General features: G+C 34.3%; 14 protein-coding genes. 6 read left to right on the forward strand and 8 right to left on the reverse strand.

Going from position 1 to position 16088, the window contains the following annotated elements:
• Positions 1 to 54 precede the first annotated feature (54 nt).
• The 3 genes from NG806_RS19010 (at position 55) to sucC (ending at position 3046) form a co-directional block, all read left to right on the forward strand.
• Positions 55 to 441, forward strand: coding sequence for a DUF423 domain-containing protein (locus NG806_RS19010; protein WP_214833134.1), 387 nt, complete (start codon positions 55 to 57; stop codon positions 439 to 441).
• A 5-nt stretch (positions 442 to 446) separates the two neighbouring features.
• On the forward strand, positions 447 to 1724 hold the full coding sequence (locus tag NG806_RS19015) for a chloride channel protein (protein ID WP_261511039.1): 1278 nt from the start codon (positions 447 to 449) through the stop codon (positions 1722 to 1724).
• 131 nt (positions 1725 to 1855) lie between these two features.
• Positions 1856 to 3046 (forward strand): ADP-forming succinate--CoA ligase subunit beta, encoded by a 1191-nt coding sequence (sucC, locus tag NG806_RS19020; RefSeq protein ID WP_214833132.1) that lies wholly within the window; start codon positions 1856 to 1858, stop codon positions 3044 to 3046.
• 62 nt (positions 3047 to 3108) lie between these two features.
• Here sucC and NG806_RS19025 read toward each other — a convergent pair whose 3' ends face one another.
• Positions 3109 to 3987 (reverse strand): mechanosensitive ion channel family protein, encoded by an 879-nt coding sequence (locus tag NG806_RS19025; protein ID WP_214833131.1) that lies wholly within the window; start codon positions 3985 to 3987, stop codon positions 3109 to 3111.
• 98 nt (positions 3988 to 4085) lie between these two features.
• Here NG806_RS19025 and NG806_RS19030 point away from each other — a divergent pair, with 98 nt between their 5' ends.
• The gene (locus NG806_RS19030) at positions 4086 to 4721 is read left to right on the forward strand and encodes a peroxiredoxin (protein WP_214833130.1); all 636 of its coding nucleotides are present in this window, start codon (positions 4086 to 4088) and stop codon (positions 4719 to 4721) included.
• 100 nt (positions 4722 to 4821) lie between these two features.
• Here the strand turns inward: NG806_RS19030 and NG806_RS19035 are convergent, their stop codons facing one another.
• From NG806_RS19035 to NG806_RS19045, 3 genes are all read right to left on the reverse strand, one after another.
• On the reverse strand, positions 4822 to 5415 hold the full coding sequence (locus tag NG806_RS19035) for a hypothetical protein (protein WP_214833129.1): 594 nt from the start codon (positions 5413 to 5415) through the stop codon (positions 4822 to 4824).
• A gap of 162 nt (positions 5416 to 5577) precedes the next feature.
• Positions 5578 to 6093: a hypothetical protein gene (locus NG806_RS19040; RefSeq protein ID WP_261511040.1), complete on the reverse strand. Its 516-nt coding sequence runs from the start codon at positions 6091 to 6093 to the stop codon at positions 5578 to 5580.
• Between the two features lie 84 nt (positions 6094 to 6177).
• Positions 6178 to 8409, reverse strand: coding sequence for a TonB-dependent siderophore receptor (locus NG806_RS19045; protein ID WP_214833127.1), 2232 nt, complete (start codon positions 8407 to 8409; stop codon positions 6178 to 6180).
• 185 nt (positions 8410 to 8594) lie between these two features.
• Between NG806_RS19045 and NG806_RS19050 the strand changes: the two genes are divergently transcribed.
• On the forward strand, positions 8595 to 9653 hold the full coding sequence (locus tag NG806_RS19050; RefSeq protein WP_214833126.1) for a Gfo/Idh/MocA family oxidoreductase: 1059 nt from the start codon (positions 8595 to 8597) through the stop codon (positions 9651 to 9653).
• A gap of 56 nt (positions 9654 to 9709) precedes the next feature.
• Here the strand turns inward: NG806_RS19050 and NG806_RS19055 are convergent, their stop codons facing one another.
• From NG806_RS19055 to NG806_RS19065, 3 genes are all read right to left on the reverse strand, one after another.
• Positions 9710 to 11611 carry an ABC-F family ATP-binding cassette domain-containing protein gene (locus NG806_RS19055; RefSeq protein WP_214833124.1) on the reverse strand — a complete coding sequence of 634 codons (1902 nt, stop codon included), beginning with the start codon at positions 11609 to 11611 and terminating at the stop codon, positions 9710 to 9712.
• Positions 11612 to 11726: 115 nt separating this feature from the next.
• Positions 11727 to 12449, reverse strand: coding sequence for a ferredoxin reductase domain-containing protein (locus tag NG806_RS19060; protein ID WP_261511041.1), 723 nt, complete (start codon positions 12447 to 12449; stop codon positions 11727 to 11729).
• Between the two features lie 75 nt (positions 12450 to 12524).
• Positions 12525 to 13406: a helix-turn-helix domain-containing protein gene (locus NG806_RS19065; protein WP_261511042.1), complete on the reverse strand. Its 882-nt coding sequence runs from the start codon at positions 13404 to 13406 to the stop codon at positions 12525 to 12527.
• Positions 13407 to 13572: 166 nt separating this feature from the next.
• Here NG806_RS19065 and NG806_RS19070 point away from each other — a divergent pair, with 166 nt between their 5' ends.
• Positions 13573 to 15219 (forward strand): alpha/beta fold hydrolase, encoded by a 1647-nt coding sequence (locus NG806_RS19070; RefSeq protein ID WP_261511043.1) that lies wholly within the window; start codon positions 13573 to 13575, stop codon positions 15217 to 15219.
• Here NG806_RS19070 and NG806_RS19075 read toward each other — a convergent pair whose 3' ends face one another.
• On the reverse strand, positions 15220 to 16083 hold the full coding sequence (locus NG806_RS19075; RefSeq protein WP_214833116.1) for a glycoside hydrolase family 25 protein: 864 nt from the start codon (positions 16081 to 16083) through the stop codon (positions 15220 to 15222).
• Positions 16084 to 16088: the final 5 nt, after the last annotated feature.

The following is a 16088-nucleotide window of genomic DNA, read 5'->3' on the forward strand; positions in this document are numbered from 1 at the left end:
AAACTATAAATAGAAAACAGATTTTCAATTGATCTGTTTTCATAAATTGATAAAATGAAAACAATTACTTTAGTATTTGGTGCCGTTTATGGCATGCTGTCGGTAATTTTAGGTGCATTCGGCGCGCACGCTTTAAAGAAAATTTTATCCGTTGAAAGACTGGAAAGTTTTGAAACTGGTGTAAGATACCAAATGTATGCTGCTTTCTTTCTATTGATTGTAGGGTATATTTTGAAATTTGAAACCTCATCAGAAAAATGGGTTTCCATATTAATGATTGCCGGCACCATGTTATTTTCATTCAGTATTTATTTTCTGAGCCTTCAGGATTATTTAGGTGCTAATCTTAAATTTTTAGGACCAATTACACCACTTGGAGGATTACTAATGATCCTTAGCTGGGGGATGCTTATTCTTTATTTTGCTAAAAATAAGATATAGTTGCAATGAAGATCAACAGAAGAAGGAGGTTAATAAAAACGTTCAATCTTTTAGATCAGCCTATAAAGTTTAATCCTTTTGTATTCAGCCGGACTTTTTTCATGTGGGCACTTACTGGATTGGTGGGCGGTGTGATCGCAGGATTATATTGGATCGTTCTTGAACATTTTACGGAATTTTTAGCACAGTATCAGGGATGGATGGTGATACCAACCATGGCAATCTGCGGATTGTTGGCAGGCCTTGTGATTCATTTTATTGGTGATCCCGGAGAAATCCATTTGATCGTTAATAATATCAGATTTAATAAAGGAAAGCTTGATCCTAAAAATAATCCTTCAATGATTTTGTCATCACTTTTTTGTGTGGCTTCTGGAGGGAGTTTAGGTCCAGAGGCACCATTGGTCCAGGTTACGGGATCTACAGGAACCTGGCTGGGAAAGATTTTCAGATTGAAAGGTGAAGAACTGCGTTCTCTAAGTATTGCAGGAATGGCTTCCGGTTTTACAGCTTTGTTTGGTGCTCCACTTGGAGGGAGTCTTTTTTCACTCGAAATATTACATCACAAACATGCGGTAGAATATTACAGAGCGATAATACCGGCATTGGTTGCTAGCTGCTTTAGCTATGTCATGTTTGCATTGATCATTCACTTGGGTATTGGAGCAACATGGGATCTGAAGGCTTACCATTATTCAGGGGTCTACGATTTTGCCTTCGCTTGTCTGTTTGCGGTTGTAGCTACTTTCGTTGGATGGATCTTTATTTTTGTAGTTAAATTTTTCAAGAAAGTTTTTGAATACAGAAACTTTCCGATCTATATTAAGACATTAGTTGGCGGAATTATTTTAGGAATTATCGCCTATTATTTTCCAATTACAAGATACTTTGGACATCATGAAGTCAATGAACTTATCGGGGGGAATTTTGGATTAAAATTTTTAATTTCGGTTTTGATCTTTAAAATTTTAGCCATAGCCATTACCGTAACTTCTGGTTGGAGGGGAGGCTTTATCATTCCATTATTCTTTGTGGGAACTACTTTAGGTTTAATCATTCATCATCTTTTTCCTTCTGTAGATACCACGTTGGCAATAGTAAGCTGTATGGCGGCAATCAACGCCTGTGTCACAAGAACTCCTATGAGTACGACTATTATTTTGGGGACCTTAACTGGGTTTACTTATTTTGTTCCTATACTTTTTGCGAGCTTAACAGGATATTTCCTGGCGCCTAAAATTCCTTTTATAGGTTCACAGTCTGAAAAATTAACTGAAGAATAAAGAAAATTTCTAAGACCTGTTAAAAATCAAGATGCTTAACCTTTAATTTTTGGACTTAGAATCTTGAACTTCCATGTCTTTTTAGTAAATTTGTCAACCTTTAAAATTTAAAATAAAATAATAAAAATAATATGAATCTTCACGAGTATCAATCAAAAGAGATTTTATCAAAGTACGGAGTAGCAATACAACGTGGTTTCGTAGCTAATAATGTAGACGAAGCTGTTGCAGCTGCTGAAAAATTGACTGCTGAAACCGGAGCACAAGCTTGGGTTGTAAAAGCGCAAATTCACGCAGGTGGTCGTGGTAAAGGTGGTGGTGTAAAGTTCTCTCCAAATATGGATAAACTTAAAGAAAATGCACAGAACATCATCGGAATGCAGTTGGTAACTCCACAAACTTCTGCTGAAGGTAAAAAAGTAAACTCTGTTTTGGTTGCAGAAGACGTTTATTATCCTGGAGAATCTGAAACTAAAGAATTTTACGTTTCTATTCTTTTAGATAGAGCTGAAGGTAAAAATACAATTGTATATTCTACTGAAGGTGGGATGGATATTGAGCACGTTGCAGAAGTAACCCCTCATTTGATCCACAACGAACTTATTGATCCTGCTTTAGGTCTTCAAGGTTTCCAGGCTAGAAAAATTGCTTTCAACCTAGGTCTTGAAGGAAATGCTTTCAAAGAATTTACAAAGTTCATTACTTCTTTATATAACGCTTACGTAGGAATTGATGCTTCTCTTTTTGAGATCAACCCTGTATTGAAAACTTCTGATAACAAAATTATCGCTGTAGATGCTAAAGTAACTTTGGATGGTAACTCATTGTTCCGTCACAAAGATCTTGAAGCTTTAAGAGATACAAGAGAAGAAGATCCTATGGATGTTGAAGCTGGTGAAGCTGGTCTTAACTTCGTAAAACTAGATGGTAACGTTGCTTGTATGGTAAATGGAGCTGGTCTTGCAATGGCAACAATGGATATCATCAAATTATCTGGTGGTAGCCCTGCAAACTTCCTTGACGTTGGTGGTACTGCTGATGCTCAGAGAGTACAAACTGCTTTCGGAATTATCTTGAGAGATCCAAATGTAAAAGCAATCTTGATCAACATCTTCGGAGGTATTGTAAGATGTGACAGAGTTGCCCAGGGTGTTGTAGATGCTTACAAAGCTATGGGAAGCTTACCTGTTCCGTTGATCGTAAGATTACAAGGGACTAACGCTGTAGAAGCTAAAAAATTAATTGATGAGTCTGGTCTTCCAGTACACTCTGCAATTACTTTAGAAGAAGCTGCAAACAAAGTAAAAGAAGTTTTAGCATAAGCCTGAAATTTTTAAATAAATAAAAAAACCGTTTCAAAACTGAAACGGTTTTTTTTATTTTTCTATTGATTTCCTGCCAGATTACTGTCTCCACTTGTAATACTGATACTTGTTGGGGTAACAAGTAAGATATTATCGGAATCGAGGCGTTGTTTGATCTGTAAATAAGCATCACTCTTAACACGGGTGATATTAGCACCTACAGTCATCCAGAATTTAGCCTGAAGATTAAATACTCCCTGTTTAAGATCTGTAAATACAACTTCAGCGGTATCCAGTTTATCGACATATTCTAAGCCTTTTATGACTTCTAAGATTCCTTTTTGAGCTTTGTTGATATCTTCATCTGCAGGAATTTCAAAATTCAATATGATTCTTCTCTGTGGTGAAGCGGTAATATTTGAAAACGGAGAATTGAAAATGACCTGATTAGGAATATATACTTTTTTTCCGTCATCCGTAATTATTTTTGTAGTAAGAAATCCAATCTCCTGTACAGTCCCGGAGTTGGTTCCGATAGATACATAATCACCCACCTTAAAAGCTTTATCAATTCCTATCAGCATCCCAGAAAATATACTGGATACAAGATCTTTTAATGCAACCCCGGCAATCACCCCGGCAACTCCTAAACTTCCGATGAATTTCCAGAGAAAGCCACTGAATCCCATTATTTCTAAAGCTATAAAACTTCCCATCATCATAATGATGAATCGAAAAACAGCTAGTAAAGTAACCAGAGAACTTTCTTTTTGGCTTTTGGGAAATAATTTATGGAAGACCTTAACCGCAATCTTACTCAGATATTTACTTGTAAATAAGAAAAAAGAAAAAACCAGTACTCCAACAATCAATTTAGGGGTAAGTTCTGCAAATTTCAGATACCAGCTTTGCAAGACTTTATAGACCACATCAACATAACTTAAACCAATTTTCTCCATGTATTAATTTTTTTTTAATCTAATATATAATTTTTCATCAAAAAATTTGCCAGTTTGAAAAAGTCTACTAAATTTGTAGACTATAAAAAGAGAATATTATGTCAATTAAACTAGGAGATTCCGCGCCAAACTTTCAGGCAGAAACAACTGCCGGTGATCTTGATTTTTATAATTATCTGGGAGATTCCTGGGGTATTCTATTCTCACACCCTGCAGATTATACTCCTGTTTGCACTACCGAGCTCGGTTTTACTTCTAAACTGAAGTCAGAATTTGAAGCAAGAGATACAAAAGTAATTGCGCTGAGCGTAGATGGAGTGGAAGATCATCAAAGTTGGATCAAAGATATTAATGAGACACAGAATACAGAAGTTCAGTTCCCGATTATCGCAGATAAAGACAGGAAAATTTCAGAGTTGTATGATTTTATCCATCCAAATGCTTCAGCGACTGCTACAGTTCGTTCTTTATTGATTATTGATCCGGCAAAAAAAGTCCGTTTAATTATTACTTATCCGGCATCCACTGGACGGAATTTTAATGAAATTATCCGAGTTCTCGATTCTCTTCAGTTAACAGATTCTCATAAAGTAGCTACCCCTGTAAACTGGAAAAATGGAGAAGATGTTATTATACCACCATCCATATCAACAGAAGATGCTCGTAAAATATTCCCTAAAGGAGTTACAGAAATAAAGCCATATTTAAGATATACACCTCAACCCAATACGTGATTTATTTGATTTTTTATAGTTTAGTTTTAATTTGTACGAAAAGTGCCTCGAAATTCTTCGAGGCACTTTTATGTTTTGTAAAAGCTAATCTTTTTACAGATTAATTTTTTACGTCGTTCATAATTTCTTTTCCTTTAGATGTAGGTAAATAAATACTAAATCCAATATTGAAAGTTAATGTAGATGTTAAACCTTCATTACCAAATCCTGCAACACCATTGTATTTAACCAGACCTTCAACACCGATGTTAGGTGTAATGAAATAAGAATATCCAGGACCAGCACCAAAATCTAAACCTGTTGTAGAATTACTACCTTCAGTAGATGTTCCTCCGATACCAACATTACCTTCAAAGAACCAACGTCCGTGGTGTAAAAGATTATTTATACCTTGTTCTCCTGGCGATACATAATAACGTCCTAAAGCACCAACTTTATATACAAAATTTGTAGGTGTTCCCTTTGTAACTTTATTAAAACCTAAATCAACATAACCACCGACAGCGATATTATCTTCAATAAAATAAGCTGCTTTCGGTTGTAAAGAAATGTTGTATCCGCCACCTGTATTAAGACCAAAATTACTAGCTACAATACTACTACCAACCATCCAGTTACCTTTTTGAATCTGAGCATTCATTGTTGTAGCTAAACCAGCCACTGCTAGTATTCCTGTTAAGATTAGTTTTTTCATAATTTATAATTTTTAATAATTAATGTTTATTATTCTATAGATGGTGAAAATCAATAAATGTGCCATAGTACTCATTTTTAGCTAATTTTACCAAATTAATGTTAAATTAAGAAAAATGAAAATCCAATTTTAAAGGGCGTTTCATTAAGTATTTTATAATTTCTAAATAAAGACCAATATAATAGAAATGATAAGTCCCGCAACAGTAAAAATCATTCCCCGTTTGAAGGCTTTTGTTTTTGGATTGAACATCCAGAAGCTGGAAATAACAAAGAAAAATAAAGCGACTCCGAAAAAAGTATTGAGTGGTGATAGGGTATCTTTAGACTGTGCTTTGTGAAGTTTTGTCATCTTATCAAGTACAAAAGGCAACTCTTTTTTTACATATTTTGCTTCACCGGTTGTCATATTGTAAGCTCCCTGTTTAAAGTATGCGATATTGCCAACCTTACTTTCTATTTCAAAATTTTTAATCTTTAGCTCTTTACCTAATGCTTTTTCAGAAAGATCTTTACCGACAATTGTACTGTAATTTTTTTCTTTTTTTAAGAGGTCCGTATCCCTGTAAACGAGGAGAACACCACTTACTCCGTAAACGGCCATAATTCCTGCCAGAAAATAACCCAAATATCGATGGGTAATCCTCATAAAACTTCTTGTATCCTTTATTTTATCCATATCTATTGTTTGTTATTTAAAAAAGTGAAAGCTGCAAAAATGCAACTTCCACTTTAAATGAAAAAATAATTTATGTTATTATTTTTAAAGTTTGTAAGTCAATGTAAAGTAATAGTTTCTTGGAGTTATTGGATTTACAGAGTAGTTTTCATGAACGTTGTAGTTAACAACATCAAATAGATTACCTACTTTTCCTTGGATACTGAATTTATCCCATGCATAGCCTAGAGATAATGCAACAGTGGTGTAATCTTTTAATTCAAATACTCTACTAATTCCTTTTCGGGCTTGCAGACTATTTGCTCCAGTTTTAGTGTCATTCCATCCTGCCAGCCTATCTCCTATATAGTATGCACTTAATCCTACTTTTAGTCCTTTTGCAAAATTTTGTAGGGTATAGAATACTGAACCATTAGCTGTAGTTGCCGGAGTCCTTACTAATCTTTGTTTTTCTATATAACCGGATATTTCAGGAGTATCTAAATAAACAGAATTATTATAAGAGAAGCCTCCAATGATTGAAAGACCATCAATTGGATTTCCTGTAATGTCCAGTTCTACACCACGACTTCTCATTTTACCTGCAAATTCTTTATAGAATGAATCAGAGTTTGCATTTCCATTTGCTAAAAAAGGTGCAGTCTGATAATAATTGTTATATACAATTTGATAAGCAGTTAAATTAACCGCAAGCGCATTGTTCCAAAAATTCTTTTTAATACCCATTTCATATTGATCAATGGTTGTGGGCTTTAGAGTTTGCTGATAAATGTCCTGCCCTGTATTCTGTGCAAAAGAATTGGTATAGGTTGCGAAAACAGATAGGTTGTCATTAGGCATATAAACAAGCCCTACCTTCGGAGAGAATGCGTTATCTGCTGTAGCTGTGTTAATTTTATCGGATTCAGTATTCTTGACAAAATCCCTAAAAGAATTAGATACTGTTTCTAAATATGACCATCTTAATCCTGCTATAACCTTAAACTGCTTTGTTAAGCTAATATAATCCTGTAAGTAGATGCCAAATCTTTGAGTTGGGATTTTTGTTCTATCCTTTAATGAAGCATCAGGTATTGACCCGCTTGCCCAAGTACTTGGATCATCCATATAAATAATACCATTTAAAGTATTTCCATTGGTTCCATATTTTGTAGGATTGGTGTAAGTGTAATTATTTATTACACCATAATCTCCATCGGCACCAACTAATATCTTATGATTAATTTTTCCTGTATTAAATTCACCATTCACATTAACTTGTAATGAAGTGTAGTTTTGTTCATTAAAAGTTTTGTTTAATGGACGATCCCATTTCAAACGATTGTCCGCATCATAGGTCCATTGAACCCTTTCAGTTGAATAATAATCTTTAGTATAGCTTTGATAAGAGGCAATTGCATTTAAAGACCATTTTTCAGTAAACTGATGATTAAAAGTTATATTTGTGGAAGCCTGTTGCACGTTTTGATATTGCCAGTCTGTTCCTAAGAAAGCATTTCGAGGAAGTAAACTATTCAATTCATAGGTAAGCCCATCCTGTTTGGTAATTGATCCAATTCCAAAATCCGGAGTTAAGTCGTTTTTAAGATAATCAGCTTCAACAATTAACTGAGAATTTGCTCCTAAGTTAAATAAGAATGAAGGATTGAAATAATATTTTGTTGACTGAACAACATCCCTGAAGCTTTCTGCATATTCATATGCCCCATTTATTCTGAAAGCTATATTTTTTGATAATGGACCATAAATATCCACTGTAGGTTTATATGAATTCCAGCTTCCTGCATTTAAACCAACACTTCCTCCAAAATTGAACTTTGGTTTCTTGGTAATCATATTAATGATTCCTCCTGCTGCTGTGTTTCCATAAAGCATAGCATTTGCTCCTTTTAATACTTCCACTCTTTCTAAACCACTTACTTCAGGAAATACTCCACTGTTAACTCTTGCTCCATTTTTGAAAATATTATCATTCCCAAAAGTAAAACCACGAGCACCAAAACTATCTTGAGAGCCTCCTCTTGCAGAAGTAAGGTATACTCCATTTATGTTTTGTAAGACATCACTTAATTGCTTGGCCTGCTGTTGTTCAATTACTTCATGAGTAACTATGGCAATGGGCTGCGGGTTCTCCATTACCGTAAGGTTTGACTTTGTAGATAATGATTTAGCTTTATTTGGATTACCTGTTTTATGGAGATTTACGTCTTCAATAGTTTGAATTCTGATAGTGTCGGTTTCAGATTTATGTCCCATTTGTGCACTTAGCGAAAGGGATATTATCATAAAACCTAAAGTAGTAATTTGTCTTTTCATTTTGTTTTATTTAGAGTGGGTTTAAATAACGCGCAAAAGTAAGTATTTAGCATATCATTATTTAGAATCAATAAAAATGATTGCAGTGATATTTATCATGTTTTAATAAATGATGAATTATTACTATATCAATTATAGTAGTCACAGAGAAAATTTTTCTCAATATCTTTGTTAAAAAATAAAGTATGCAATTGGTAAAAGTGGGTCTTTGTGCCTTTGGAATGAGCGGAAAGGTTTTCCATGCACCTTTTTTGAAAGAACATCCTGGTTTTTTCATGTCTGCTGTAGTAGAAAGAAGTAAAGAAGAATCAAAAGAAAAATATCCTGATGCTACGATTTATCGTTCAGTAGAAGAGATGTTGAATAACTCAGATGTGGAAGTAGTAGTAGTTAACACTCCTGTTCAGACACATTTTGAATATGTAAAAATGGCTCTTGAAGCGGGTAAGAATGTTATTGTAGAAAAACCCTTTACAGTAGATGTTTCAGAAGCTGAGCAATTGGTGAAACTGGCTGAAGAAAAAGGTTTGTTTTTGAGCGTCTACCAAAACAGAAGATTCGATCGTGATTTTCTTCAGGTAAAAAAAATTATTAATAGCAAAAATCTTGGAGACATCAAAGAGGTTGAAATACGATTCGATAGATTTCGCACTGAACCGAGTGGAAAGCAGCATAAGGAAAACCCACAAGAAACAGGTTCAGGATCGCTTCACGATTTAGGGGCTCATTTAGTGGATCAGGCGGTTCAGCTTTTTGGATTTCCAGAAAAGCTTTTCGCCGATGTTTTTTCAATGAAAGGGGCAGAATATGCGAATGATTATTTTGAGATCCTATTATATTATAAAAATAACATGAGGATCAGATTAAAATCATCTGTTTTTAGCAAAGAGGCACATTATGCTTATATGGTTCATGGTAGTAAAGGGAGCTTTTTACAGGAAAGGACAGACAATCAGGAGGCAGAACTGGTAGCAGGAACTTTACCAACGTATGGTGAAAGCTGGATGCTTCCTTTGAAAGATTTTGATGGGATTTTAAATTATATCAGTGACCACTCTGAAACAGAAAGAATTCTAACAACCAGTGAACCTGGAAACTATATGAACTATTACCAGGAGATTTATGAACATATTGTTTTTGGATATGACTTGCCTTCCCCGGGAAAACAAGTCATTCAGAATATGAAACTTATTGATGCTTCTATAAAAAGCTCGAACGAAGAAAAAGTTCTTAACCTGACATAAAAAATTCGGCTTCACTTAATGTGAAGCCGAATTTTTTTATATTTTAATTGATCATCTTAAGCTTCACCCAGGATTTCCTGAAACTCCAGCCATTTCATTTCATGGTCTTCCAGCTTTCCTGAGATGGTTTCCAATTCCGCAGAAAGTTTTGAAATCTTTTCATAATCTTTCTCATTGTTAAGTTGCTCAAGGATCTTCTCACGCTGTTCTTCCAATTGAGGCATTTCCTTTTCAATAGTTTCCAGCTCTCTTTGTTCTTTAAAAGAAAGTTTTCGCTTTTTGGAATTTGTTGGTGGAGCTATAACAGGAACTGGTGCTGTTTCTTTAACTTCCGTTTTTTGAGGTGCATTTTTTTCTAAAGCATCCTCACGGCTTTTTGCTTCTCTGTATTCTGAGAAAGTTCCAATAAAATCTTTTATTTTTCCTTCACCCTCAAAAGCTAAAATATGATCAACAATTCGATCCATAAAATATCTATCGTGAGAAACAATAATTAATGAGCCTTGAAACTGCTGTAAAAAGTTCTCAAGAACCGTTAATGTAGGAAGATCGAGATCATTGGTAGGCTCATCAAAAATCAGGAAGTTTGGATTCTGATAAAGAATATACATCAAATGCAGTCTTCTTTTTTCACCTCCGGAAAGTTTTGAAATAGGAGAGTATTGTGTTTGATCATCGAATAAAAAGAGTCTTAAAAACTGAGATGCTGAAAGGCTTTTTCCATTCGCTAACGGATAGAATTCTGCAATTTCTTTAATAAAATCAATGACCCTTTCATCCTCTTTATAAGTTAGCCCCTTTTGTGAAAAATAACCGAAAGAAATGGTTTCTCCTGTTTCAATTTCTCCGCTATCGGCCTTTTCAAATCCTTGAATAATATTTAAAAGAGTAGATTTTCCCGCACCATTCTTACCTACAATTCCTACTTTCTCTCCACGTTGGAATGAATAGCTGAAATCTTTTAATAATAATTTATCACCAAAACTCTTGTCAATATTTTTAAGTTCCAGGATTTTATTACCAAGACGTTTCATTTCAAAATCAAGTTCAAGACCCTGTTTTGAAGTGTCTGTTTTAGCTACTTTTTCAGTTTCATAAAAAGCGTCAATTCTACTTTTTGATTTTGTGGTTCTCGCTTTAGGCTGTCTTCGCATCCATTCCAATTCCTTTCTGTAAAGGTTATTTGCCTTATCAATGGTAGAATTGAGATTGTCTTCTCTTATCATTTTATTCTCAAGATAAGTAGCATAAGAACCATTATGGAAATAAAGATTATTGTCTTCCATTTCCCAGATAATATTACATACACCATCCAAAAAGTAACGGTCGTGGGTGACCAGTAGTAGAGTAATTTTAGCTTTATTTAAATAATTTTCAAGCCATTCTACCATTTCCACATCCAGATGGTTGGTTGGCTCATCCATTATTAAAAGAGTATGACGATGCTCCGCTCTGGTTTCTGTTAGTAATTTTGCCAAAGCAACACGTTTGATCTGTCCACCCGAAAGTGTTCCCATCTTAGCTTCCAGATCTGTAATTTTAAGCTGCGAAAGGATCTGTTTCATTTCATTCTCAAGATCCCAGGCTTTATGAACTTCCATATCAGCCAATGCCTTTTCAATAAAATCAAGATCTGTTGAATGTAGGGATTTATGATAATTTTTAAGAGCTGCAATAGGTGCAGAATCAAGAGTCATCATAAATTCATCGATCGTAAGATTGGGATCATAGTCAATCTCCTGATCAAATAAAACAACCTGTATATCTTTATTGATGATTACATTCCCACTGTCAGTAATTTCCTTTCCCATCAATATTTTCAACAGAGTGGACTTTCCACTTCCGTTTTTAGCAACAATAGCTATTTTGTCCCCTTCATTGATATTGAAAGAAATATTTTTAAATAAAACTTTTACCCCATACGATTTAGTAAGGTTCTCAGCCGCAACGTAATTCATTCTATAAAGATTTCGTAGCGCGAAAATACGAAATATTGAAGGTTTTACAGGATAAAATATTTTTAACGATATTTTTGATCCTTAACGTCTATTTAATGCTGCAGTACAGTGATATTTACAACCCTTTTTTTCCTTCTATCCAATACGCTTGTGATCTGACATTTGCAGAACGCACTCCTTTTTCTTTGAGGTATCTTCGTAAAAAAGACATTGTTTTACCATTACCGGTAAGGTAAAATGTAACTTCGTCATTTTCTACAGCTTTCTTTTCCTCTCTTAAAAATTCATTGATTTGATTTAAAATAGACATCCAATTATTTTTGGAAGTGTAATAACCGTAAAGACCAAGATTTTCCAGAACGAAAGGGTCTTCCACCTCATGGAGGCATACAAATGAAGCATTGGATTCTTCAGCGGCTTTCTGAATTGAAATTGAACTTCCTAAAGAAGTTTCATCACCTATTGAGAAGTGGATCTTTGCGTCGGGATCGAAAAATCTTTTTCCTCTGGGGATGATCATTTTAAGAGATTCACCTACAGACAAACGATTGATGAAATTACAACCTACAGCATCTGTATCATGAATATGGAAAAGAACATCAAAGCTTCCTTTTTCTTTGTTAAAATGAAAGGGTGAATAATTACGGAAATCCCGGTCATTAATTCTAAATCCTACAGCATAGGCAGGCTCAAAATATATATCGGAAAGATCAGTCAGGAAAGTTATCCGTTTAAGATAATTTGTGATATAGTTTGTTTCTGTAATGGTACAATCTTTAAATTTGGACGGCAATAGATTCTCGACGGCATCATTGATCCATTTTGGTAAACTTGACATAATAATATTTTATTGCAAAGGAAGCTGCAAACTGAAAAAATACCAATAGTCATTTCATGGAATTGATTGGACTATTCACGGTGAGGGAATTTGTTTTCTGCTCTTTCCTCTAAAAGACAATGGTGTAATTCCTTCCAATTTAGAAAATAAACGGGAAAAGTAGGTGTGATCATTGTATCCCAACTGATAGGCAATTTCTTTAACGGTGCAATTGGTGAAAAATAGTAAGCGCTTTGCTTCTACTAAAATTTCCTGCTGAATCCAATATAACGTTGATTTTCCTGTTGTCTTGCTTACGGCTTCATTTAGATAACCTGGTGAAATGTTTAAAAGTTCTGCATATAAAGATGGACTTTTTAGGGTGATAAATTCTTTTCGTACCAAAATTCTAAATTGTCGGGTAAGTTGCCAGGCACGACTTTCTTTTAATCTTTCAGGCTTATTTTCATTTAAAAAAAAAGAGGCAAACATTCCTGTGTAAGCATTAAGTAAAGACTTAGTAATAAAAAAGCCTTCCTTGGTAGACAGCATTTCTTCTGTGTACGAATTGTAAAGTAATTGAGCAAAATCATGAAACTTTCCAGCGCATATACTGTTCAATGGTAAAGGGTTGAAATCCATTATAGATTCTTCAAAAACAGAACGGATAAAATCAGGAACCAGATCTACATTTACTGCAACAAACCATCCGCAAACTTTGTCCATCAGAAGACCCTGATGTACCTGCCCTGGCAAGAGACAGTAGATGTTAGCATTTTCAGCCTCTATAACTTTAAAGTCTACCATCATTTTTGCATATCCGGTTTGCAGGAACATAAAGATATAATGACTGTCCCTGTGAATTCCTTTATCCATAAGGTTGTCATCGGGGCTGCTAATGCGATCTGTAATTTTTTCCACAATGAAACCATGTTTGGAAATAGAATTTAAGCTAAAGGTAGGAATCGTCTGTTTCATCTACTGGAATCAATATGGTAAAGGTAATAATATCCTTAGACCTTCAAAAATTTAGTTTTTAGGTGAGAAGTTGTTTGGAATAATTTAACTAAAAAGTGATAAATTTTAATAACGTGTTGTGATTTTTTAATCAGATAAAAGTAGATTTTTGTGTCAAACTTTTATCATGAAAAAAATCAATTCTTTATTCCTTTTGTTTTTTGCATTCTATCTTAATGCCCAGTTGATTTCCGGAACCGTATTTTCTAAAGAAGAGAATCTTCCAATTCCTTATGTGAAAATAGGTGTGGAAAAAGAAAATGTAGGGGTTATCTCTGATGAAAAGGGAAATTTCTCAATTGATCTTTCTAAGGCTAATATGGGTGGGGATATCAGGATTGAAGTAGCTGGATATGAAAGTTATACCGAAACGATTCAAAGCTTTGTAAAGTATAATTCTCAAAAAATACTTTTAAAGGAAAAAGTTAAGAATATTCAAGAGGTGAAACTAACGCCTAAAAAATTAGTCGATAAAAATTGGGGGGTGAATACAAAAACGAAAAGTATTATGTATTCAGTAAATCCGGAATTTAATCAAAAGAACTTTCTTGGAGAAACGGCATTGGAGTTTAATGCAAATAAAAGATCGAAGATCAAAAATATTAATCTGAATATAGCAAGTTATGTTTCTGATCAGCCTGTATTGATGCGTTATACTATTTACAGTGAGAAAAATGGCTTTCCTGATAAGAATATATTAAATGAAGAGATTACAGTTGAGCTTACTGAAGACATGATAAAATCAGGGGCATTTACATTAAATGTAAATGACTATAATATCTGGGTCCAGGGGAAATTCTTTATTGGGATTCAGTTTTTGAAGAAATTCAATGGTAAAATAAATATCAGTGCAGCCCTTTTCAGAACTGGATTTTTAAGAGAATTTTATGGAGACTGGCAAAAAGTAACATTAGCCGCACCTGCCATTAATATTGATGTTAAAGTAGATAAGAGTGGAAATAACATAAAGGATGAATCCGAAAATCCGGATGGAAGTCTTGAAGATCTGATTCCTGACCTCAGTCAGTACCAAAAAGCATCTGAAAACTCTATATATGGGAAAAACTCCTCTGTGGGGAAATTTCTGAAAGTGAAGAATGCCGATTTATATTATGAAGTTTATGGGGAAGGAGAACCCATAGTATTGCTCCATGGAAATAGCGGAAGTATTAAAGATTTCTATCAACAAATTCCCGTATTATCCAAAAAATATAAAGTGATTGCTTTAGACACAAGGGGACAGGGGAGAAGTACAGATACTTCTAAAAATAATTTAACTTATTCCATTTTTGCAGATGATCTTAAAGTATTGACCGATGAATTAGGGTTTAAAAAGATCAATATTGTAGGTTGGAGTGATGGTGGAAATACAGGACTTGAATTTGTTTTAAAATATCCGGAAAATGTAAGTAAGCTGGTAACAATAGGGGCTAATGTTCAACCTGATGGAGTAGATGAGCGTCTTTTGAATCATATGAAAACGGAGCTTCAGGTTTTAGAGCTTGAAAATAAACCTGAAAAATTTAATCAGACCAGAATTTTGAAAATCATGATTAAAGAACCCAAAATCAGTAAAGGTTCTTTACAAAAAATTCAAAGTCCGGTATTGGTGATAGCAGGAGAAAATGATGTGATAAAAAAAGTGCATACAGAATTTATTGCTAAACAAATTCCCAATGCTAAGCTTAAGATTTATGCAAAGGCGACTCACTTTATCCCATTCGAAAATGCGGATCAACTTAATGCGGATCTTTTAGAATTCTTAGGGAAATAACTAATCTAAAGTCAGTCTTTTCAAAGACCAGGAGCTGCCATTGTATATATCCAGATCTACTTTGGTATTGATGCCATGAACAATCCCGCTTTCTGTGAATTGCCAGAAATCCCATTCATCATCAGGAGAAGGGATAGGGACCTCATTATAATTAGCTAACCAAAGTGGGTAGCCATCAAACTCACCTTTTAGAAAATCTTTATAGTAATGATAATACGTATAGATAATGGGTTTTTTACCGTAGGTTTCTTCAATGATTTTACACCAGACTTTTAAATCCTCGATCAGCTTTTTATTAGTTTTACGTTTGGGGATTTTTTCAATGTCTAAAATTGGAGGCAGATCTCCACTTTCCAATTTTACATTGGCTAAAAAATTATTGGCCTGAATAATTGGGTCTTCGTCGGCTCTGTAGAAATGATAAGCTCCCCGAATAAGCTCATGCTTTTTAGCTTGCGTCCAGAATTCATCAAAATGTTTATCCGCATTTTTATTTCCCATTGTCGCTCTCATAACAACAAATTCTAAAGGAATCGTTTTGTTTCCAATGCTTAAGCTGTCCCATTTAATGTCTTCTCTGTTTTGATAATGAGAGACATCAAAACCATAGGTTTTATCGAGATTATCAGAAAGGATTTTTTGAATTCTTAAAGTTTCTTTTTCGCTGTTGTGAAGCTTTTTATGAGTGAATTTATTAAAGTATAAGGCGTAATAATAGCTGATGGATTGCTTTAGATAAAACCCTGTCCCAATAAGAGCTATGATCAGGATAGCCAACACCACCTTGCGACGAAAAAAATAATTCTTCCGTCTTTTCTTATGAACGTTTTTGGCAGTTTTTTTGGTATACTTTTTTCTCGTCATAAAGT

Source organism: Chryseobacterium paludis (genome assembly GCF_025403485.1).
Classification (GTDB): Bacteria; Bacteroidota; Bacteroidia; order Flavobacteriales; family Weeksellaceae; genus Chryseobacterium; species Chryseobacterium paludis.